Here is a 24,123-nt window from a genome sequence, read left to right as displayed (position 1 = left end):
ATCCAGATCGCAGAAATTCTTTGAAAATGCCGCTAAGGAACCAGGATGACTACCAACGATTTAGCGATTGACAAGCTGAGCGACCAAATACAAACTTACAGCCAGAGGCAGTTCAGTGGGAGGCTTGATGTACAGGGATCGACGACTTGGAGCCTTTACTTTTGCCTTGGTCGCCTTGTCTGGGCTGCTGGGGGAGTACATCCGCACAGGCGGTGGTACAGGTATCTGAATCAGTATTTTCCCCAGATAGCACCAAACAGCATTCGCCTCAGAGAGACAGATATAACCAGATACTGGGAGTATCAAATTTTAACCGTGTTGGTGAAGAGGCAGAAAATTGCCGGAGAACAGGCTGTAGCTGCGATCAAGAGTGCTGTAGCAGAAGTATTATTCGATATTATACAGCAACAAGAAAAAGAACAACTGACTTACACTTGTACTCAAGAAGAAGTTTTAGATGCGTCGCTAACCCTAATTAGCCCAGCCCAAGCTTTGCAAGAGTCCCAACAAGCTTGGGAAACTTGGCGAAGTGTTGGTTTGGTGAATTTATCGCCCAATTTAGCGCCTGTGCTGAAACAAGCGGATGAACTGCAAAAGTTGGCTTCCCCTCGCGTTTACCAAACGCTGGTGAAGGTGATTGATGGAAAAAGAAGTCTGCGAGATTTGGCGATTCTTGTTAAGCAAGATTTACTAACGCTAGTGCGATCGCTCACCCCTTATATCCGAAAAAAAATCATCGGACTCGTGGAAATTGCGGACTTGCCCAAACCGGGCACAACCGCCACAGATCCACCCCCACAAACCGCACAAAGCAGAGGCGAAACAGAAATTCCTCCCACGGCACCCCCGCAGCAAATACCAATAGCCAAACCTTTATCCTCACCGCCGTCACCCCCACCACCGACAGTTTCAATACCATCAAGACCTTTAGTGGCATATGTGGAGGATAGTACGCTGGATTGCCAAATAATGGAGGATATTCTCCTTAAAGCTAGCTATAAATTTTTGAGTATCAAAGATTCCATGCAAGCTTTGCCATTGCTGCTGCAACACAAGCCAGATGTAATTTTTCTGGACTTGGTAATGCCAGTTGCCAACGGCTACGAAATTTGCGCCCAAATTCGCAGAATTTCATCTTTTAAAAACACACCTGTGATTATTCTTACGGGCAATGACGGGATAGTCGATCGAGTTCGCGCCAAAATGGTGGGAGCAACTGACTTTTTGTCTAAACCGGTAGTAGCTAACAAAGTACTGGCAGCCCTACGGAAACATTTGAACTCTTCACCAGTGTCAGAGTCTGAGCCTCAATTATTACGCTATCAAACTTCTTAAATGTTCGATGTCATTTGTCAGGAGCCTGAGTTGGTTTCTCATGACCGATGACCAAGATCGATTTCGTGTCACCTTTTCCCGATTTGAGAGGAGTATATGGCCACAGTATTAGTAGTTGAAGATAGCTTGACAGACATGAAACTCATGACTTATTACCTACAACAGGCAGGCTTAGCTGTGGTTAGTGCTAACAGCGGTGAAGAAGCTCAGGAAAAACTGCATTCGCACAAGCCAAACTTGATCATTCTTGATGTAGTCCTGCCGGGTCAAAGTGGGTTTGAACTGTGCCGAGAAATTAAAACAGACCCGCACACTAGCGAAATCCCAGTAGTCATTTGTTCCACAAAAGATACTGATGTGGACAAAATGTGGGCCAATATGTTGGGTGCGGACGCCTACTTGCCAAAACCGGTAGAGGAGACAGAACTGCTGCGTACAATTAGACAACTAATTAAGTAGTCATTAAAAGTCAAAAGTCAAAAGTCAAAAGTCAAAAAAAAAGAATGCGATCGAGAAAATGTTCGCTCGAGACCGAGACCGATGACCGATGACAGATGCCCAATGCCCAACTAACAAAAATTATGATTGATTCTGTAAAAAAAGGTTCTGCACTTGCTCGCGTTGCTTCTCCTCCCAAAGCCCCAAGTTCATCAGAGGATGAAAAGTTTTTACGCTTTCAGCTAGGAACAGAGGGTAAAGCTTTGCTACCTCTTAACATTATCTATCAAGTGATGCGAGTACCTGGGTCTGAAATTCTGCCAGTTCCTCAAATGCCTATTTGCGTTTTGGGTATTTATAACTGGCGCGGCGAGATGTTGTGGTTAGTGGATATCGGTCAGCTGGTGGGATTTCCGACCTTGTGGGAACCTTCTGCTGGTAAAGGGGGAGTTGGAGGGGATCTCATGACGATCGCTATCCAAGTTAACGATCGATCTCTCGGATTAGTCGTTCCCCAAATAAACGATATCGAATTGCACGATAGCCAACAAATGCAAGTTCCTTCTATGGGATTATTTGCTCCAGAAGTAATGCCCTATTTGCAAGGTTATTTAATTACCGAAAATAGCGAAGTTTTGATGGTACTGAATGGGGAGGCGATCGCACAGGCTCCCCTTTGGCAAATGCACAGAATTAATGGCGAATTGTAAATTTCAGGAAAAAATTAAATCAAAATAAGATTTAAAATTATCAATCTGAGATTTGCAATTTAATTGGTCGCTACATTGCTAATTCATTAAAGATTACAGAGGTTGAATCGATGACTGCGTACTACCAAACAAACCAGAACGAACAAGAGAATAATGGGAACAAAGGCGAACGAAACCAGGGAAACGGTAGCTCGCCTATAAAAATAATTGCTACAGCATTCGGAAGTTTAAAATCGGACTTAGAAAAGACAGTAGTATGGAAAACTCCGGACATCCAAAATAAAGTGCTGCGAATGGAAAGTCTAGTGGCTAACGTGGAACACAAATTTAAAGCCACTTGGGATGCAGCCGTGCAGGCACAATTTAAAAATGAAAGAGAGAAAGTATTTGCGATCGCATCTGGAATTCGCCAAATTAAAGACTGGGATGCCAAGCTGAAAACGGCTGTTATCGAAGTACGTAAAAGCCTGCAAGCAGATCGGGTACTGATCTATCGCTTCAACGGCGATAGCTTTGGTGTAGTCGTAGCGGAGGCGATCGATCGAGAATTGACGCCATCTTTGGGCCAAAGTCTTGCCAGTGGTAGTTTTGGAGCCGAAAAAGCCACAGATTATTTAACTCAGCAAGTTGTGGCAATTGACGACATTTCTGCTAGCGAGATTACCCTTTCTCAAATGCAGTTGCGGGAAAATCTGCAAGTAAAAGCAAGTTTGAGCGTACCCCTGCTGATGGATGAAAAAGTCTGGGGTTTGCTAGTAGTTCAACAATGCAATTCACCGCGTCATTGGCTGGAAACAGAAATCAACTTAGTTTATCAAATAGGCACAGAACTTGCCCATCTCCTGCAACCCTATGAGTTCCGCTTGCAGCTGCAACGCCAAGTAGAACAAGAACAAACGTTGAATAAAATAATCGCACGTATCCGGCAATCTCAGGAGTTGGACAGCTTATTCAAAGCAACGAGTCGGGAAGTTCGACAGTTACTAAATGCGGATCGCGTGGCTGTATTTCGTTTCTTCCCCGAACAAGGCTTTGACGAAGGAGAATTTATCTCCGAAGATGTATTGCCAAGCTATACTTCTACAGTGGGATTGAAAGTCCGAGACCACTTATTCGGACAAAACTTTGCTTCTCAATATCGCCAGGGTCGCATCCAAGCAGTTGCAGATATCCACAATTCGGGAATGTCCGAATGCCACGTCGAATTACTCGCGCAATTTCAAATCCGAGCTAACTTAATTGTGCCCCTGATCGACAAAGATGAACTGTGGGGATTGCTCTGCGTTCACCAGTGCAATGGCCCGCGTGAATGGCAAACTCATGAAATTGATTTTGCTAAGCGAATTGCCGCTCAGTTTGGGGTTGCCTTGGGACAAGCTAACTACCTGCAACAACTGAAAGATAAATCCGAGCAGTTAGCAGTTGTAGCGGAACGGGAGAAAAACTTTATTCAGATTATCGGTAAAGTTGGACAATCGATCGCCGATAAGATTCAGCACTCCCAAGATATCGACACAACTTTTAAAGCAACTACTCAACAAATCAGACGCTTGCTGAATGCAGACCGAGTAGTAGTTTATCGCTTTAATGCCAATTGGGGCGGTACTTTCGTAGCCGAATCAGTCGCTACTGGCTGGACATCTTTACTCAACAACCATTCAGATGATAACCACTACGTAGACGATATTGTTGATTATGGCGGCACACTACAACGAAAGGGAGTAAAATTCCGAGTTACGGATAGCTATTTACAGCAAACTCGTGGAGGTCATCGCCACGAACGCCACAATTTTGTAGTTAATGATGTCTCCAAAGCGGGTTTTCCAGATTGCTACGTGGAACTTTTAGAGCAATTTGAAGCTAAAGCTTATGTGCTTGTGCCGATTTTTGCGGGGGAAACGCTTTGGGGTTTGTTAGGTGCGTATCAAAATACAGGTTCTCGTCATTGGGAAGAATCTGAGATAAATTTGCTGACTCAGATTGGCACCCAATTGGGAGTAGCTTTTTTGCAAAGTGACAGTCTCAAAGAATTGCATAAAAAATCGGAAAAACTGACCGAAATCGCACAACGGGAGCAAACGCTAACTAAAGTTATTGACAAGATTCGGCAGTCGCTAGATGTGAATGCGATCTTCAGGACGACTACACAAGAAATGCGTCAGTTGCTGAATTGCGATCGCGTAGCAGTTTATCAATTCCAACCGGATTGGAGTGGTATTTTCATCGCCGAATCGGTAGGCGGTAGCTGGACAAAATGGGTAGGCCCGGACATCACAACTGTTTGGGAAGATAGCCACTTGCAAGAAACTCAAGGCGGTCGCTATCGTAAAAATGAAAGGTTTGCCGTTGAGGATATTTATTCCAAAGCTCACGATGTCACTAAGATCGGTCTTTCGCGCTGTCACGTAGAAATGTTGCAGCATTTTGAAATCAAAGCTTATATTATTGTGCCGATTTTTCTTGGCGATACGCTTTGGGGTTTGCTAGCTGCTTATCAACATTCCGATGTGCGTCACTGGGAAGATGCAGAAGTGAATTTGCTGGCGCAAGTGGGTATCCAAATGGGTGTGGCTTTGCGACAAGCGAAATATGTGGAACAAGTGAAGGAGCAATCCGAGCAATTAGCGGCGGCGGCGAAACGGGAGAAAGAAGCAAAAGAGCAGTTGCAACAACGAGCAATTCAGTTGTTGAGCGCGATTCAGCCGACTTTGAAGGGCGATTTGACGGTGCGGGTTCCCATTACAACTGATGAAGTGGGTACGATCGCAGATGCTTACAATAACATCATCCAGAGCTTACGCAAAATCCTCGTGCAGGTGCAAACTGCCACTGGAAAAGTGCAACATACTTCTCAAGTTAGCGGCGTGTCTATTGGAGAGTTGTCTCAGCAAGCGCAGCATCAGTTTAAGCAACTTACCCAGGCGCTTCAACAAGTGAAGGCGATGGTAGATTCTACCCAAGCAGTGTCAACAAACGCGCAACAAGTGGAAGTTGCGGTACAGCAAGCTAACCAAACTGTACGGCAAGGCGATGCCGCGATGAACCGCACGGTGGAAGAAATTATCACCATTCGCGAGACTGTGGCGACAACAGGTAAGAAAATTAAACGTTTGAGCGAATCATCGCAAAAAATCTCCAAAGCGGTGAATTTGATTCGCGATTTGGCTACACAAACTAACTTGTTGGCTTTGAATGCGGCGATCGAAGCTACGAGAGCGGGAGAATACGGTAAGGGATTTGCTGTGGTAGCGGATGAAGTACGCAGTTTGGCGCGTCAATCGGCGACAGCAACTACTGAAATCGAGCAGTTGGTGCAGGAAATTCAAGCAGAAACTGGTGAAGTTGTGGTGGCGATGGACACTGGTATTCAACAGGTGGTGCAAGGTACTCATCTGGTGAATGAAACTCGTCAAAGTTTGAATGCAATTGTGAGCGCTACGGCACAAATTCAGCAGTTGGTGGAAAAGATTACCCAAGCAACTCAGCTGCAAACTCAACAATCGCAATCGGTGACAGCAACGATGACGAGTGTGGCGGCGATCGCTAACAAAACTTCTGAGGATTCTCTGAATATTTCTGCTTCGTTCAAAGAGTTAGTAGCAATGGCAGAAGAGTTGCAGGCTAGTGTCGGCAGATTTAAAGTCAGCTAAATTTTAGATTTTGGATTTTGGATTTTGGATTATTGGCAGATTTGTCAATTAACGATAAATTTAGGTATCGAGCGAAAAATCTAAAATCTAAAATCTAAAATCTAAAACAAAGTATTTTGGATTGGGGATTTGGGATTATGAACGAACAAGAGTTCAAGAAGAGAACGAAACAACTGCCATTGCGGGTTATCCGCCTAGTAGAAGCACTTCCAGAAAGCCGAACAGCAGAGGTTATCGGCAAGCAGTTAATCCGTTCGGCAACATCTGTGGGCGCTAACTATCGGTCAGCTTGTCGGGGCAAGTCAACCGCTGATGTCATTGCTAAACTCAGCATTGTAGAAGAAGAAGCAGATGAAAGTCTTTATTGGATGGAGCTTATTGTTGAATCTGGATTAATCTCTGCTGACAAGCTCAAAAGTCTGATGTCGGAAACGAATGAAATTTTAGCGATGACAGTTGCATCTATTAAAACACTACGTAACAAACCGAGATCGAATTCAGTTACAAACGGTCTTAATCCAAAATCCAAAATCCAAAATCCAAAATTTACAATATGAGCCTTGATACAAATATCCGCGAACAGGGTTATCAGTATTTTGTTGCAGAAGCACCGGAACTTTTGCAAGCGATCGAACAAGATTTGCTGACTTTGCGAGAAGATTACAGTCTTGTTAAAGTGCATAGCTTAATGAGGACAACGCATACCCTTAAAGGTGCGGCTGCCAATATGGGGCTGGAGACGATTAAAACGATCGCTCACCATTTGGAGGATGTATTTAAAGTTCTATATAACCCCGATTTGTCGATCGATACGGAGTTAGAAACGCTGTTAATTGAAGGGTATGAGTGTTTGCGCTTTCCTTTGATGGCGGAAATACAAGGTGGTTATATAAATGACAATGAAGTTTTGGATCGGGCAGTTTATGTATTTGCCCAATTGCAAGAAAAATTAGGAGATTATTTTGCTCGCGAAACGCATATTCCTACTTCGGTGGAGTTGGGATTTGATATTACTCAATCTATTTTTGAAGTGGGTGTTAAACAAAGACTGGAAGAATTGATAAATCTTTTAAATAATTGTCAACCCTGGCAGGTAGAGCCAGCTTTGCGAGAGCAAGCAGAAGTTTTTGTAGGTTTGGCGGAATCTTTAAATTTACCGGGGTTTGGTGCGATCGCGCAAAAAACGATCGCTGCTTTAGAGCTTCATCCACAACAAGCAAGTAATATTGCCAAGGTAGCGATAACTGATTTTTGGCAAGCCTGGTCAGCGGTGATGGCGGGCGATCGCACTCGTGGTGGAGAGCCTTCTTTTAGCTTACAACAGCTAGCCGGGACAATTTTACCAGTAAAAGTGGCGATCGAAGGAAAGGAGCTACCCTACCCACAACCCCTCCCCGTCCAACACAGAAGAGAAGACGATGAGGAAGAATTTGTCTTTTCAAAGTCCGATTCCGAATTTTCTAGCTTTATAGATGAAGCAGAAGATTTTGTTGAGATAGATGATTATGTCGAGCTACCAGAATCAGATTTAGATCCGAGTTTAGAAGAAGTTTTTGGCAGTTTGGTTGCCGATACAATAGCTCAAAGTACTGAAATTAGCCCAATCGCAAAACAGACGGCGAATGTCACGGCTGCCAATGTAGCAGAGGTGAATGAAAGCACTGAAGATGGGGAAAATTATCAACGCATAGTTACCAAATCCCAAATCCCAAATCCCAAACCAGTTTCCCCATCTGTACGAGTTGATTTAGATCTGCTAAAAAGCCTGAGTCACTTAGCAGGGGAATTGCTGATCAATCAAAATCGCCTCGCTAATATTGCCGAGCAAATTCAGGAGTCTGTGGGGCGATCGCGCTTGCGGTTGCGACGACACCAGCAAACAATGAGCGAACTGCGCGATTGGTGCGATGAGATATTCATTGCCCAAGAGCGTCAAAATGCCAAATTGCAGATTGGCGACTTTAAATTGCCAAAGGTCGAAGCAAAACTTTTTTCTGCCATCTTAAATCTGAAATCTGAAATTAGCGCTAAATTCGATTCCTTAGAGTTGGATCGCTACAGCGAACTTCACGTACTTTTGCAATCAGCCATAGAAGAAATCGTACAACTAGAAGAAGCGACAGATTCTACAGATATTTTGTCGAGACAATCAAGTCAAATTATTGAAAAACAGCGCCGCCTGTTGAATAACGTGCAAGATAACATGAGAGAGGCACAAATGTTGCCTGTAGGGGAAATTTTCAGTCGCTTTCCTCGACTCTTGCAACAACTGGCGACAGCTCATCGCAAACCAGTAGAACTGACGCTGCGGGGTACAGATGTGCTGGTGGATAGGGCGCTAGCAGAAAAGCTGTACGACCCGTTACTGCACTTAGTTCGCAATGCCTTCGATCACGGGATCGAAGCACCTCAAATTCGCGCTCATAGAGGCAAACCAGAAACAGGTAACATTGAAATTCGTGCCTATCATCAAGGCAATCAAACAATTATTGAAGTCAGCGATGACGGTCAGGGGCTAGACTTAGATCGGATTCGGCGGCGTGCGATCGAACTGCAATGGATGTCTGCGGAACAAGCTAATAAATTGTCGGAAAATGCCGTGTTAGATTTGTTGTTTGAACCGGGATTTTCTACCGTAACGCAACTGAGCGATCTTTCCGGTCGCGGCATTGGTTTAAATGTTGTCCGTTCCCAAATGCAAGCGCTTTACGGATCGGTTTTAGTACGCTCGGAACCGGAGCATGGCACAACATTTTCTCTGCAATTTCCGCTAACTTTAACAATGGGGAAATTGATGGTTTGTGAGGTAGGTGGTGCTGTGTATGCCTTGCTATCAGATGCTATTGAACAGATAATTATCCCCAAATCAGAGCAAATTCAAAAATTAGAAGGTCAAAAAGTGTTGCGCTGGAGTAGGGGCGAGTCTCAAGTTATGGTGCCTGTGTACAATATGGCTGAATTGCTGGGCTACAGTTACTATTCTCAAGCACCGGGTTACACTCCTCTGCTGCTGCTACGCCGACATCAAGAACTTTTGGGGTTGGAAGTCGATCAAATTTTGGGCGAACAAGAACTGGTGATCAGACCTTTAGGTAAAGCGATCGCACCTCCCAGCTATGTCTACGGTGGCAGTACTCTTGCTGACGGTCGCCTCACACTTGTGATTGACGGTACTGCGTTGGTCGATCGCTTGTTTAATCAATTAACAGTAAAATTGCAGATTTCCGATCTAAAATTGCCAATTGATCACAAAAATCCTACCTTCAATCTGCAATCTGAAACTTCAAATTTGAAATTAAAACCATCTGCGAGCGCTCCTCTTCTTCTGCCTCGTTCTCCCTCTGCTTCTATCGCCTCTTCTTCTCCTAAAATTTTGATAGTAGATGATTCGATTAGCGTGCGTCAAACGTTAGCATTGCTTCTGCAAAGAGCGGGTTACCAAGTGCTACAAGCACAGAACGGTCGAGAGGCACTACAACAAATGCAACAAAATCGAGGTATTCAATTAGTCATTTGCGATATTGAAATGCCTGTGATGAATGGTTTTGAATTTTTAAACAATTGCAGTCAAGACCCAGATTTAGCGAAAGTGCCTGTGGTTATGTTAACTTCTCGCCAAGGTGAAAAATATCGGCTTATATGCTTAGAAATGGGGGCTGTGGGCTACTTTACCAAGCCCTATCGCAACGACGAACTTTTGGGTGCGATCGCTGACTGGCTCACCCAAAAAGCTCCCGCTGCCATCTCTTCCTAAGAGAACCAAAAATGCGAACAAGGGGGAAAAGGAAAAAGGGGAAAAACCCTTTCTCCTTTTCTCCCTTTTACGCTTTTTCCGAACTTGTGTCAGCAACCCAGTTTCTAGCATTACTTGACTGAGGCTCTAGCAGCCTAGCATTTAAGAATTTCTTCACAAGTAGATGACATATTTTGACGATCGAGTTCCGGCCAAAGATGGTAACATCATCAGGGTGGCTTATCGATCGGCAGCAGTAACTTGCTGCCATTACCCAAAGCGATTACGTCAGAAAATCCCAACAGTTGCCGCCTAAAAGCAAAAAAACAATGATAATTTCAGATTTAAAATTGCCAAGGGCAATTTTATTTAAATTTGAAATTTATCGAAATCATTTAGTAAAGTATCTAACGGCAATTCCTTATGCTTGGACTCAAGCGCTTAAGTATTAAAGCAAAAGTTCAAATCATGCTCCTGATAGTGAGTATGATTTCCATACTGGTGATTGGCTACCTGGGCTGGAGTTGGGCAAGGGCCGAGCTGAGAGAGACTGTCTTCGATCATTTGGTCAGTATCCGTAGCGCCAAAGCCGATCGGCTGGAATCCTACTTCACGAACTTACAGAACCACCTGGAGACTCTATGTGAGGATCGGATGGTGGTGACGGCAATGAAGGAGTTCAATGAGGCATACGACGAACTCAACCAAAAAAGTATTCCTGCGGAGTGGGATAAGGCAATTAAAACATATTACAGCAAGGAATTTTTACCTCGGCTGTCTAAAAACATTCTGGGAACACCCAACTTTGAAACCTACGCGCCACAAAGTCCAGCAGCTCGATATCTCCAATATCACTACATTGCCCATAACCCGCATCCGGTGGGGGAAAAAGATGCGTTGCAGAATGCGGGAGACGATAGCAAGTACAGCAATATTCATACCCAGTACCACAGGCTATTTCGGGATATCATCAAAAAGTTTGGCTACTACGATCTCTTCCTGATCGATCCGAAAAACGGGGAAATTGTCTACTCGGTTGATAAAGAGACGGATTTTGCCACAAATCTGAGTGATGGCCCTTACAGTCGCAGCAATTTAGCGAATGCGATCTCATCTGTGCAGGATAATCCCGATCGCAACGCGATTAAAGTAGTCGATTTCCAATTCTATCGCGCCTCCTATGGGGCACCTGCGGCATTTATCGCCGGCCCGATTTTAGACGGTTCCCAGTTGGTCGGCATTCTCGCCGTGCAGATGCCGGTGGATAAGATTAACGACATCGTAACAGGACATCGCCAGTGGGTGGGGCTGGGGAAAACTGGAGAAACCTATCTGGTGGGTTCGGATTTTTTGATGCGATCTTCTTCCCGCTTTTCGATCGAAAAGCCGGAGGAATACAAGGCAAATTTGCGTGCTAGGGGTACAAAAGAAGAGACCCTTCAACTCATTAGTAATATCGGCACTTCTATCCTGTTGCAGAAGATCGACACCAAAGCAGCAAAAGCGGTCATCAAACATGGTGAAGGTAGCAAAATCACTCAAGACTATCGCGGTATTAAGGTACTCAGTTCCTACTCGCGCCTCAATCTACCCGGCTTAGACTGGGCAATTGTGTCGGAAATAGATATCGCCGAAGCCTATAAATCTCTTTATTCGCTGCAAAGTTACCTGTTTACCTCAACCGTAATCCTCGTGTTGGTGGTAAATTTTGTGGCTGGTGTAGCCGCCGCCAAATTTGTCAAACCCATCAAAGCGATGGTGGAAGCATCTGAGAAAGTAGCTGCGGGAGAACCAGAAGTGGAACTGGTGGTGGATACGCAAGATGAGTACAAAGATTTGGCAGATATCTTTAACCAAATAATTAAAGGCTTTCGCCAGCAAAATCATGAAGTCGAACAGAAATATCGCCAAAGCGAGAGCTTGTTATCGAAATTATTGCCCAAGACGGTAGCCGATCGACTCAAGAAAGGCGAAAAAGAAATTAACGACTCGATTCCACAAGCGACGGTGATGTTTGCCAGCATAACTGGCTTAAGGAAGTTAGAAGCAGATAAGGGTGTTAAAGCAGTTGCAGAACAACTCAACGAATTGATCGATTCCCTCGATGAACTTGCCGATCGCTACGATGTAGAAAAATTAAAGGTCGGCTGCGATCGCTACATTGCCATTTGCGGACTCACCAAACCCCGTCTCGATCACGAAAAACGAATGATGGATTTTGCCTTGAAGGCACTCGACATTACGCAAGGCATTAATAACCGACTTAATACCAGGCTGGGTCTGGGCATTGGTATTCATGCAGGCAGAGTGACCGCAGGTATCATCGGTACGCAAAAGTTTTCTTACGATTTGTGGGGAGAGACGGTAGTAATCGCCAGTTACCTGAATACTCAAGCTGAAGCCAACGCGATTGTAGTTACCCAATCAGTGCGCGATCGCTTGGGCGATTCATACGAATTTGAACATGGAAAAGCCATCGATGTGGAAGGCAACAGGCTAAATACCTGGGTGTTGAGGAAGAGAGCGCTGACAGATCTAATCGGTGCGCTTACAGGTGGTTTAGATCTCGATGCTTTTGATGAATTTAACGACGGTGATGATATAAAACCAAACAAGCCGATCGAACCACCAAAATCAACGATTAACCAATTTACTAGCAGTTTCGGTGTAGCTGCGTTTGACGACGTTACAAAAGACGACGTACAAACAACCGCTTCCCCAGTCAATAAAACTACTTCTTCACCGACATCAAGTTTCGGTCAACTTACCAGCGATTTAGGTATTGATGATTTTGATGACATTCAAGATGAGCAAAGCGATGCGCTCGCCGACAACAAAACTGCTGAAGTAACAACATCAAGTTTCGGTCAACTTACCAGCGATTTAGGTATTGATGATTTTGATGACATTCAAGATGAGCGAAATGATGCGCTCGCCGACAGCAAAACTGCGGAAGTAACAACAAGTTTCGGTCAACTGACTGGCGATTTAGGTATTGATGATTTTGATGACATTCAAGATGAAAAAAATGATGCTTTAAGTGCGAGCGAAACCGTTGAATCACCCACATCGGAGATTAGCTCGCTAGCTAGTGATTTAGAGCCAAATGAGGTCGAGGATATTGCAGATGAAGATATTCAAACAACAGTTCTACCACTAGAGCAAACCGTTGCATCATCCACATCAACGATTGAGTCGATCGCTAGCGATGAATTAGAGCGCAATGAGTTCGAGCATATTGCCGATGATGATTTACAAACAACGGCTCATTCAGGAGAACAAACGAGTGAATTGTCGGCGTCAATGATGGAATCGATCGCCAATGATGTCGAGCAAATCGATTGGGATGACATCAAAGAAGAGTCAGTTCAAACAACGGCTCAGCCACTATTACAGACAGGTGAATTGCCCGCGTCAATGATGGAATCGATCGCTAGCGATCGATTAGAGTCAAATGAAGTCGAAGAAATGGCAGATGAAGATACTCAAATAACTGATCGGACAGCAGAACAAACAGGTGGATTACCTACGTCAATAATTAAGAAACTTCGCCAAGATTTACGACAAAACCAGTCAGTGTCGGTGGAAATTAAAGATGAAGAGGTAGAACCAACCAGGATTGCCGATCCTTCTGATACAAAAAGTTTTATTACTGAAAGCTTCCTGCAAAATGTTTTAAGAGAAGCATCCCAGCATAAAGCTTGGCTGAAATATCAGTCTGAATTGTCATCAACAACACCAGAAAAGCACTTAAATATTAGGCAAATTGCTAGCAATTTTCGTCGTCAAGAAGGAAAGGATTCGGAGGAAAATAAAAATGAAGACCTACAAACAAATGCTACGCAAGAAAATCAGACCAATGAAATACCCACATCGACGAGCGAGCAACTACCTAGCGATTTAGGTCAGCATGAATTGGATGATACAAAAGATGATGACGTAAAAACAACCGAATGAAAAACTGCATTCAGGGATTAGTTAAGAGTGGTTAACAGTCTGAAGTCAGCAATAATCAACTGCTGAATTATAGCTACTGACAGCCAAGCTCAGCTATTTCCTACAAGGTAGTGTTTAATATCTAATTAACAGAAAGGTTAATCGCGGTAATGGAAAAATCGAATTTAATCTGGGGACTGGTATTAATTGTCGGATTTCCCATCCTGAGCATCACTCTGGGAGAGGGACGCGAATACCTAGCAAAGCGAGAAAATCCACTGGAAAACTTTTTTAACAACATCCGCGTGTTTATCTTGCCGCTTCTGGCAATTGTGCTGGTAATGGCGCAACTTTTGGAGTTCAAAGCTACTGGTCTCCCGCTAGAAATTGTGGAAACCGTGTTAGGTTTTGCGGCAATTTACACCATACTTTCGTTAGTAAATGTGGTACTAACAGATGGAAAAAAGCAGCAATTATGGCAGATTCAGGTTCCCAGTTTGTTATTTCAAGTGACCCGCATTTCTGTTGTGCTGGGAGTTCTGGCTTATCTGCTGGCAGATGTCTGGCAAGTTGACCTGAGTCAAGTTTTCGCTGCTTTAGGAGTAGGTTCGCTGGTGATTGCCTTAGCGCTGCAAGATACGCTGAGTAACCTGGTTTCTGGTTTTCTGCTTATTTTTGAGTCTCCCTTTAAGATAGGTGACTGGATTAAGGTAGATGAGCAAGAGGGAGAAGTGCTGGAAATTAACTGGCGTGCCGTTCGCTTAAAGACAAGAGAAAGAGATGTTGTGATTATCCCTAATGGAGTGCTGGGTCAAAATATTATTTACAACTATACACTGCTAGATCCGTTGCACGCCGATCGCGTAGTTTTAAACTTTTCTAATCAAGAGCCGCCCAACCGAGTTAAGCAAATATTACTAGAAGCGGTGCTTTCGGTTGAGGGCGTTATGTCTCATCCAGAGCCGGAAATTCGACCGATCAAATTTTCAGAAGTTATGGCTGAATACGAAGTCGAGTACTACATAGCAAAGTTTGCCCGTAGTGAGGAAATTCGCGGTCAGTTCATGACAAATGTTTATTACGCCGCCAAACGCAATAATCTAGATAGTCCCATACCGGCGCAAAAGCATTACTTGCTCACCCGCAAGGATTTGCAATCCCATGATGATTCTCACGAAATCGCAGAAACTTTGCTGTCTCTCTCTTCTTTTAGCTTTCTAGAGCGGGAAACCGTCACTCAACTAGCTCAAGGTGCGACTTTAAAATACTACGGTGTTAGGGAACAGATTGTTCGGGAGGGAAACTTCGATACCGGACTTTATATCATTGTTAATGGCGGCGTCACCCTTTCCGTGACCGATGTTAACAAACAAAAACAAGAAATCGCCCGCCTATCAACCGGGGAGTTTTTTGGTGAAAATGTGCTGCTACGAGGAGAACCGAGTCCAGTTTCAGTCACCGTTACGAATGATTTAAAGGCGATTTTGATTCAAGGTGATGCGGTGTTTGACCTAGCACAGCGATATCCCAGGTTCGCCTCGGAAATGAACCGATTTATTGAAGAAAGGAAGAAATTGGCACGTTTAGGTCAAGGTAAGACCGAAATACCTAGCAATGAGCTAGTTTTGACAGGAAACGGGCGTCAGGGCTAGGGGTTAGGGGATGAGTGGGGGAGCAGAATAATTAATATTTTCCCTTTTCTCTTTTCCCTGTTCCCTCCTCCCTAGTCCCTAACCCCTAACCCCTTTTTTTTGACTTTTGACTTTTGACTTTTGACTTTTTCTAGCCCCTAACAATTGGCAATCGGTAAGGTAAACCAAAAGTTTGAACCGGAACCGCGATTGCTAGTGACGCCGATTTGACCGCCGTGAGCTTGAATAATTTGCCGACAAAGATATAATTTTAGACCGATACCGGTGGAGCATCGTGCTTGAGGGTCGCGGACGTGGAGGTCAAAGAGGCGATCGCACTCTACTTGACTCATCCCCGTACCGTTATCCTGGATATGGCAGCAAATCGTCCCCGCTTCCACTGTGGCGCTCAGGGTTAAACTCAATCCGGGCGGATTATGTTTCAAAGTATGGGTAAATAAGCTTTCAAAAACTCGCTGTATTTGAGTCGGATCGAGTATTACTAACGGTAAATTGTCAGGGACAAGATTGGTCAGGCTGGCTTGATTTTCTGCCAGCATTGGTTCTAAGTCTTTAATAATAGATAGTAGCAGGGTATTGAATCGAACAAACTCGCGATGGATAATAGTTCCCTGTGCTTCACTTGTATGAGTTTCTAGCAGCGAGTGGATCGTTTTCAGTTGGCGATCGATCCCAGCAACCATACGTTCTAATAATTTACGAGATATAGATATATTTTCCTCTGACCGAGCCAACCAATTTTTGAATACCATTAACGTTCCCATCACCGATGTGCGAAGATCGTGGGAAACTGTATGCAGCAAAACATCTTTAATTCTGTTTAGTTCTTGGAGTTCTCTGTTGCGTTGCTGTAGCTGTGCTGTACGTTCTTCGACTTGGCGTTCTAAGTTGGCATTGAGGGTTTGCACTTGTTTGTAAAGTTGTGCTTGTTTTATGGCGATCGCTACTTGCGTTGCTAATTTTTCTAGTAAGTCTATTTCAAACGGCTGCCAATGACGAGGGCTGGAGCATTGGTTGGCAACTAATACTCCAAAAAACTCTGATTCCACAATAATAGGCACACCCAGGCCAGCTTTTACCTGGTAACGGGTATAGTATTCCTTTAAAAAGGGAGTTTTTTCGATTCGATTTGTATCGTCAATAGCCCGGACATTACGATCTTCGTAATAAGATTTAATTTCTTTAACATAAGTTTCATCGAGTTTCCATCCTTTGATGGATTCCCATTTGGGGTCTACGGATTCTGCTATAATTTGCCCCCTACCGAAATCGTTAACGCCACCGATGAAAACGCGGTCTGCTTGCAGGAATTGCCTAACTTCTTCTACTGTGGTATCGAGAATTCGATCGAGGTTGAGCGAGTTGCGAATTCGCAAAGCCATCTCGCCCAATAAACGAGCGCTGCACCAAGCTTTATGAGAAAAAGGCGGCGTCGTGCAGACGCGATCGCGATTTGGCAATACACGCATTTGCACTTGGGCTCGCTGCGGTTCCATAATATTCGTTGTGAGGGTGAACTCACCTTCCTCGAAGCTACTTTTGATTATTTCTGCTGATAGTAGCCCCACCAATACCTCACCCGACTTATTGTGAAACTCATATGCCAAGTTGTGGACTGCTCCTTCTGACTGCAATAATCGTTCCATTCTCAGGCGATCTAGAGAATTCACCCTAGCATTGATTTCAATTGAGCTACTACCAATTACCTCTTCTTCATACCCACTAATACGAGCTATTGCCGGTGGATCGGATTTGGGGATGTTCTGTTTTGGAGGCTGACATACAAGGTCTGGCAAGGAGGAAGCATTCGATCTGAGTTGGGAATCTAAAGATAGGAGAAATTTTGTAAATGCTTCGTCTTTCACCGCCGACGCTAGGATTTGTTTGAGCCGTTCAAAAGCAGCTTCGTCCTGGCAACAGTCTCGTAAAGCTTGTATGTAGTTAGGCATCGGGAATCACGTTACTGGAGCAATTTCAAAAGTTTGCAGGGTTTGACACTTTTTTGAATTTAACAGGTCGTCTACTATGGCACGTACACAATGGGATAGAGATTGAACGCTTTCCTGGGATTCCCGTACCTTGTGGGGGTTAGTTAACTTTTTGAGGCTATCTTGATAGAGAAATGCAAAAAACTCGATTTCTTTTCTGGCACTATAGCGCAGGTTTGGCGAAAGTGTCGGCGCTAAAACTGCATAGCTGTGGGCGACTTCTTCAAGCAGCTCCAAAATTTCTTGTGGGGTGGCATCCTGATACTGCAATACTTGCTTAGCTAGTACTTCGATCGGCTTTAAGTCCAGACCGTGTTGGGCTAAGATTTCTAAATCTGTAAATTGTACAGTCATGTCGCTAATCCCCTGATGAATGCTGTCTTGTGGTTGCGATCGCCAGTTTGACGATCGTTTCTCCCCCGGATTCAGCGTTCTAACTTAAAGTTACGATTGCACAAGGCGATCGCGCTTCATTCAATTGATTCACCCGACAGGGTGATTGTCGGATCTCGCTGCTGAGGTTTATGTAAACGAGATGATTACCTCTGCGCTAGCGGTTACTCGCGATATCAAGGTTGACTGTCACGAGCTATAAAAGTTAGGCTGAATCCCGGAGAGCGATGATTTCATATTGTTGTAGATGACGATTGCATCATAATATCTGTTTGCTTGTCACATGATGCAGTGACCGATTTTGAAAAGGTCTGCGATCGTCATCACACTTACGTATAGAAATCAACTATGAGATTATTAGGGTGAATTTACTTATAAAATAAGGCTTTCGCTGTGCTAGCCCCAGTAATATTACTTAAATAAGACTGAGATAAAAGTGGTTGCTATAGTCTAGCTGTAAGGGTAATTCATGAATTACCCCTACAGCTATAGCTGTTGAAATGGAAGATGGCATAAGTCCTACTAAATAACTAAGTTTAAAGCTTCATTGTCAGGGGAAAACCAGACAGAAGAGAAAGGAATTATCTAATTCATTGCTGAATATTTGCAAAAAAGATACATAACTTATCAAAATAAAATGATATTCTTAAAGAGTTTAAGGGAATATTAATTTTAGTAACTATTTACGTTCGGCAGCAGCGGTGGGGGTAGGAATGGCGGACACAACAATTAATCTTCTGGGCTACAGCATTACCCAACAAATCTATGCCGGAACGCGAACTCTGGTTTATCGAGGTATTCGAGCTTCAGATGGGCAACCTGTAGTTATCAAACTGCTAAGAAATGAGTTTCCCCGCTTCACCGAAATAGTTCAATTTCGCAACCAATACATCATCGCGAAAAACATCGATATTCCTGGCGTTATCAAACTCTACAGCCTGGAAAACTATGAAAACCGCTATGCCCTGATTATGGAAGATTTTGGCGGAATTTCCTTATCTTGTTACATAGCATCACTTGGGGATCGCAAAAGCAAAGGGGAATTAGCTGTGAGCGAGTTTCTTCCTATTGCCGTTCAAATTGCCGATACACTCGACGGACTCTATCGCCACTCGATCATCCACAAAGACCTCAAACCGGCCAATATTCTGATTAACCCGACTACCAAACAAGTCAAAGTAATTGATTTTAGCATTGCATCGCTGTTGCCTCGCGAAAACCAAGTTCTTCAAAATCCCAACGTCTTGGAAGGGACTCTACCTTATTTATCTCCCGAACAAACTGGACGGATGAATCGAGGTATTGATTACCGCACGGATTTTTACTCTCTGGGAGTGACTTTCTACGAACTGCTTACCGGACAGTTGCCGTTTCAATCTGATGACCCGATGGAGTTAGTTTACTGTCACCTTGCCAAACAGCCTATCCCGGTAAATCAGATCGACCCAGCAATTCCTCAAATACTGTCTGATATTGTCAGCAAATTGATGGCGAAAAATGCGGAAGACCGCTATCAAAGTGCGCTGGGACTTAAGGACAATTTGGAAACTTGTTTGTGGCAATGGAAAAATACGGGAACGATCGCACCTTTTGAATTAGGGCAGCGAGACTTGTGCGATCGCTTCATTATCCCAGAAAAATTGTACGGTAGGGAAAGGGAAGTAAAAACCCTACTGGCGGCATTCGATCGCGTAGCGTCTCCTGCGGAGAATCGCATTGCCAATCAATCGGAATCCGGGAGTTCAAATTGCAAATCCCAAATAGAAATGATGCTCGTTGCCGGCTTTTCCGGTATTGGCAAAACCGCTCTCGTCAACGAAATTCACAAACCGATTGTGCGGCAGCGCGGCTACTTCATCAAAGGCAAATTCGACCAATTCCAGCGCAACCTTCCCTTCTCCGCTTTCGTACAAGCTTTTCGAGATTTGATGGGACAATTGCTGAGCGAAAGCGATGCCAAACTTGTGCAGTGGCAGTCGGAAATTTTGGCAGCTTTGGGCGACAACGCGCAAGTGATTGTGGAAGTGATTCCCGAATTAGAACAAATTATCGGAGCGCCACCCCCAGTCGCAGAACTATCGGGAAGTGCGGCGCAAAATCGCTTTAATCTCTTATTCCAAAAATTTATTCAAGTCTTCACAACAAACGAACATCCGCTTGTCATATTTTTAGACGATTTGCAATGGGCAGATTCAGCATCCTTGCACTTGATTCAATTGCTGATGAACCAGAGCGATCGCGGCTATCTATTCTTAATTGGTGCTTATCGCGATAATGAAGTTAGTCTGGCGCATCCTTTAATGCTGACTTTGACAGAAATTCAAAAAACTGGCGCAACGGTTAACACCCTGACTTTAGAACCGCTCCAGCAGTCGGATGCAAACGTTTTGATTGCCGATACTCTGGGTTGTGCGATCGCGCTGGCAAAGCCTCTCACCGAACTGGTTTATCAAAAAACGAAAGGCAATCCATTTTTCCTGACTCAATTCCTCAAGTTTCTCCACGAAGATGGACTAATCGAATTTAATTTTAAAGAGCGTTATTGGCAGTGCGATATTTCCCGATTGCGAGCATTGGCACTAACCGATGATGTGGTAGAATTTATGGCACTGCAATTACAGAAATTGCCAGTAGCTACTCAAGCAGTATTGAAACTTGCTGCCTGCATCGGTCATCAATTTGACTTAAGCACACTTGCCATTGTCCGCGAGCAATCTCAATCCGAAACAGCACTAGATTTGTGGAAAGCATTGCAAGATGGTTTAGTGCTGCCGACGAGTGAAGTTTACAAATTTTTCCAAGCAGATGAAGAGCGAGAAACGCTTGTAGCTAATCAACAAAAATCTGCCCAGTTAGCTATTACTAATTCCCAGGTTCCCACCTACCGATTTTTGCACGATCGCGTGCAGCAAGCTGCTTATGCTTTGATTCCCGAATCGCAAAAACAGGCAACTCACCTAAAAATCGGTCAACTTTTGTTGAATAAAATCCCTGAAGCTGAAAGAGAAGATAAAATTTTTGATATCGTCAATCAGTTGAATTATGGTATCGATTTAATTGTCGATCGAACCGAACGCGATCGACTGGCTCAACTGAATTTAATCGCAGGACGCAAGGCAAAGAGTGCTACTGCTTATGCCGCAGCACGCGGATATTTAAGCGTTGGCAGGCAACTTTTAGGCTTTGATAGCTGGCAAACAAAGTATGAATTAGCACTCAACCTGCACGTATTATCAGCAGAAATAGGCTATTTAAGCGCTGATTTTCAGCAGATGGAAGAGTTAGCTGAAATAGTGTTGCACAACGCCAAAACGCTGCTGGATAAAGTGAAAGTGTATGAAATTAAGCTTTCCGCTTGTACGGCGCAAGTCAAACCGAAACAAGCCGTCGAAATGGGATTGGAAGTTCTCAAACTCTTGGGGATTAACTTTCCCGAACAGCCAAGTCCGACGGATATTCAGCAAGCACTAGAAGAAACCGCAGCGCTTTTTGCTGGCAAAAATATTGCCGATTTTGTCAATTCGCCAGACATGACAGACCCGGAAAAACAGGCGGCAATGCGAATTTTATCGGGGATAGTTTCTCCAGCTTATATCACGGCTCCCTTGCTCCTGCCGCTGATAATTTTGAAAATGGTTCAGTTGTCAATTTTTTACGGCAACGATCCTTTGTCTGCATTTGCTTACGGTTTGTATGGATTGATATTAAGCGGTGTAGTTTTAGATATCGAAACTGGATATCAATTCGGTCAATTGGCTTTAAATATCGTCGATCGCTTTAACGCTAATTACCTCAAAACCAAAGTTTTCTATACCGTCGGCGTCCACATTATACATGGGAAACACCACGTCAAGGAGACTATTCCCCTTTTAAAAGAAGGTTACGCCAGAGGATTAGAAACTGGAGAGTTAGAATTGGGATATTCAGCCAAAGAAATTTCTCAATATTCCTATTTAATCGCGCATAATCTGACGGAATTAGAACAGGAAGTAGACACTTACTGTAAAGCGATCGCTCAATTCAAACAAGAAGCTGCGTTGAATTATACTCAAATTGTTCATCAAGCTCTATTAAATCTTTTAGGACACTCAGAAAATCCTTGTCGCTTTGCAGGTGAAGCCTATAACGAAGAGAAAATGCTGCCGTTTCACATCCAGGCGAACGATCGCAACGGACTCCATTATTTTCACTTTCACAAAATGCTCATTTGCTATCTGTTCGGCAATACTGAGCAAGCTCTAGAAAATGCTCGGCAAGCGGAACAGTATTTAGACGCGGTGACGGGGATGCTGAACGTACCGATGTTCTACTTCTACGATTCGCTGGTGCGGCTGGCGGCTATAAATAGCGATCGCCATTCGGAACAGGAACATCTGCTTCATGTGCGAAGCAATCAGGAAAAACTGCAAAAATGGGCGCATCATGCACCGATGAATTTCTCCCACAAATTTTACTTAGTGGAAGCCGAGATGTTCCGAGTACAGGGTGAAAAGATGAAAGCAATGAAAGCTTACGATCGCGCAATTGCCCTCGCCAAAGAAAATGAATATCTCAACGAAGAAGCTCTCGCGAATGAACTAGCTGCTAAATTCTACCTGGAATGTAGAAACGAAAAAATTGCTCAGGTATATCTAATTGATGCTTACTACGCCTACGCTCGTTGGGGCGCATCATCGAAAATTGACGATCTAGAAAAACGCTATCCCGAATTACTTGTTAGTATCCTGCAAAACTATAAAACTCACCTCGATCCCCGCGAGGAAATTCTTACTTCCAGTTGTGCGTCATCAATTTCTAGTTCTAGCAGAACAATTACCGGCACTACCAGCAGTTCTGAGTTAGTAGATTTGCCAACGGTTATCAAAGCTTCTCAAGCTCTCTCCAGCGAAATGCAAATCGATCGCTTGCTTTCTACTCTTATTCAAGTAACGATCGAAAATGCCGGTGCTGAAAAAGGAGCGTTGATTTTGAACGAAAATGGCAATTGGTCAGTTGTCGGTTACTGCTTTAACCGCGAAAATTGTCATGTTGAATCAATGCCGTTTGAGGATAGTTCGGCAATTCCCCTGAGCTTGATTAACTACGTCAAACGCACAAAACAAACGCTAGTATTTGATGATGCGATCGAGCAACCTATGTTTGCTTCCGATTCCTACATTATCCAAAACCAACCTAAGAGCGTCCTTTGCACTCCTATTTTCCATCAAGGCAAAACGATCGGTATACTGTATCTAGAAAATAATCTCGTAACTGGGGCTTTTACTGGCGATCGCGTTGCCATTCTCAACATCCTCTGCTCGCAAGCAGCAATTTCTTTAGAAAACGCTCGTTTGTATCAGCAATCTCAGCAGCTTTATCAGCAATCTCAGGAATATGCCCAAAAACTCGAACAGTCTCTCCACGACCTCAAACAGATGCAACTGCAATTAGTTCAAAGCGAAAAAATGTCTGCTTTGGGGAATTTGGTAGCAGGGGTTGCTCACGAAATTAACAATCCGGTAAACTTCCTTTCAGGCAACCTGCGACCGGCTCAAGATTATGTGAAATATTTGTTTAAACTCATCGATCTTTATCAAGAGAAGTTTCCCCATCCGGGAGCGGAAATTGAGGCGGAAATTGAGGAAATAGAATTAGATTATTTGCGAGAAGATTTGCCAAAATCGATCGAGTCGATGAACGAGGGAGTCGATCGCATTCGCGACATCAGTACGAGTTTGCGAACGTTTTCGAGGTCAGATACCGCTCGTCCGGTTCCTTTCAATATTCACGACGGACTCAACAGCACTCTCCTGATTCTCAAGCATCGTTTGAAAGCGTGCGATCGCCGTCCTGCGATTGAGGTTGTCAAAAACTATGGCCATTTGCCTTTAGTGGAGTGCTTTCCCGGACAGCTAAATCAGGTATTTATGAATATATTGGCAAATGCGATCGATGCTTTGGAGGAATCAAATAAGGAACGCAGCTTTAATGAAATTCAAGTCAATCCTAACCAAATCTCGATTCAAACTGCCGTCAGCAAAGAAGGGGACAGAGTTTTGATTCGGATTGAGGATAATGGAATGGGAATGTCGGATGAAGTCAAACAAAGAATTTTCGATCACCTATTCACAACCAAACCTGTCGGTCAAGGAACGGGATTGGGATTGTCGATCGCCCACCAAATTGTTGTGGAAAAACACGGCGGTAAGTTAGAGGTTAATTCTTCGTTAGGCGAAGGTTCGGAGTTTGTTATTTCTATTCCAGTGAGAGCTTTTCCTTCCCCGACGCGCTAGCCTTTATTACCTTTTT

At 43.9% G+C, this 24,123-nt stretch carries 12 protein-coding genes and 1 pseudogene; 11 read left to right on the top strand and 2 right to left on the bottom strand.

Annotated features, from left to right (window positions below; genetic code table 11):
* Window positions 1-45: 45 nt before the first annotated feature.
* The 10 genes and pseudogenes from ACE1CD_RS26025 to ACE1CD_RS25980 all read left to right on the top strand — a co-directional run bounded on the left by ACE1CD_RS26025 (window position 46) and on the right by ACE1CD_RS25980 (window position 15,454).
* Window positions 46-1,335, top strand: a complete 1,290-nt coding sequence (locus ACE1CD_RS26025; RefSeq protein ID WP_374826719.1) for a response regulator — start codon at window positions 46-48, stop codon at window positions 1,333-1,335.
* A gap of 96 nt (window positions 1,336-1,431) precedes the next feature.
* The gene (locus ACE1CD_RS26020; protein WP_374792933.1) at window positions 1,432-1,794 is read left to right on the top strand and encodes a response regulator transcription factor; all 363 of its coding nucleotides are present in this window, start codon (window positions 1,432-1,434) and stop codon (window positions 1,792-1,794) included.
* 122 nt (window positions 1,795-1,916) lie between these two features.
* Window positions 1,917-2,483 carry a chemotaxis protein CheW gene (locus ACE1CD_RS26015; protein ID WP_374826718.1) on the top strand — a complete coding sequence of 189 codons (567 nt, stop codon included), beginning with the start codon at window positions 1,917-1,919 and terminating at the stop codon, window positions 2,481-2,483.
* Between the two features lie 214 nt (window positions 2,484-2,697).
* Window positions 2,698-2,766, top strand: a pseudogene (locus ACE1CD_RS26010) (hypothetical protein); the annotation flags it as partial.
* A gap of 10 nt (window positions 2,767-2,776) precedes the next feature.
* Window positions 2,777-6,133 carry a GAF domain-containing protein gene (locus ACE1CD_RS26005; protein WP_374826773.1) on the top strand — a complete coding sequence of 1,119 codons (3,357 nt, stop codon included), beginning with the start codon at window positions 2,777-2,779 and terminating at the stop codon, window positions 6,131-6,133.
* Between the two features lie 137 nt (window positions 6,134-6,270).
* Window positions 6,271-6,690, top strand: a complete 420-nt coding sequence (locus ACE1CD_RS26000) for a four helix bundle protein (protein ID WP_374826717.1) — start codon at window positions 6,271-6,273, stop codon at window positions 6,688-6,690.
* Window positions 6,687-9,887, top strand: coding sequence for a response regulator (locus ACE1CD_RS25995; protein ID WP_374826716.1), 3,201 nt, complete (start codon window positions 6,687-6,689; stop codon window positions 9,885-9,887). Before ACE1CD_RS26000 ends, ACE1CD_RS25995 begins: the two co-directional genes overlap by 4 nt.
* Before the next feature lie 163 nt (window positions 9,888-10,050).
* Entirely contained in the window at window positions 10,051-10,182 is a 132-nt protein-coding gene (locus ACE1CD_RS25990; RefSeq protein ID WP_374792924.1) for a hypothetical protein, read from the top strand.
* 107 nt (window positions 10,183-10,289) lie between these two features.
* Window positions 10,290-13,823, top strand: a complete 3,534-nt coding sequence (locus ACE1CD_RS25985) for an adenylate/guanylate cyclase domain-containing protein (protein WP_374826715.1) — start codon at window positions 10,290-10,292, stop codon at window positions 13,821-13,823.
* A 149-nt stretch (window positions 13,824-13,972) separates the two neighbouring features.
* Window positions 13,973-15,454: a mechanosensitive ion channel domain-containing protein gene (locus ACE1CD_RS25980; protein WP_374826714.1), complete on the top strand. Its 1,482-nt coding sequence runs from the start codon at window positions 13,973-13,975 to the stop codon at window positions 15,452-15,454.
* Between the two features lie 137 nt (window positions 15,455-15,591).
* Here the strand turns inward: ACE1CD_RS25980 and ACE1CD_RS25975 are convergent, their stop codons facing one another.
* Together ACE1CD_RS25975 and ACE1CD_RS25970 are read right to left on the bottom strand one after the other, a co-directional pair.
* Complete coding sequence (locus ACE1CD_RS25975; protein WP_374826713.1) at window positions 15,592-17,403, bottom strand: ATP-binding protein; 1,812 nt, start codon at window positions 17,401-17,403, stop codon at window positions 15,592-15,594.
* 6 nt (window positions 17,404-17,409) lie between these two features.
* Window positions 17,410-17,796: a hypothetical protein gene (locus tag ACE1CD_RS25970; RefSeq protein WP_374792916.1), complete on the bottom strand. Its 387-nt coding sequence runs from the start codon at window positions 17,794-17,796 to the stop codon at window positions 17,410-17,412.
* Window positions 17,797-18,548: 752 nt separating this feature from the next.
* Between ACE1CD_RS25970 and ACE1CD_RS25965 the strand changes: the two genes are divergently transcribed.
* Window positions 18,549-24,107 carry an AAA family ATPase gene (locus tag ACE1CD_RS25965; protein ID WP_374826712.1) on the top strand — a complete coding sequence of 1,853 codons (5,559 nt, stop codon included), beginning with the start codon at window positions 18,549-18,551 and terminating at the stop codon, window positions 24,105-24,107.
* Window positions 24,108-24,123 lie beyond the last annotated feature (16 nt).

This window comes from Aerosakkonema sp. BLCC-F183 (genome assembly GCF_041929145.1).
Lineage (GTDB): Bacteria > Cyanobacteriota > Cyanobacteriia > Cyanobacteriales > Aerosakkonemataceae > Aerosakkonema.
This window is presented reverse-complemented; position numbering and strand designations above follow the sequence as displayed.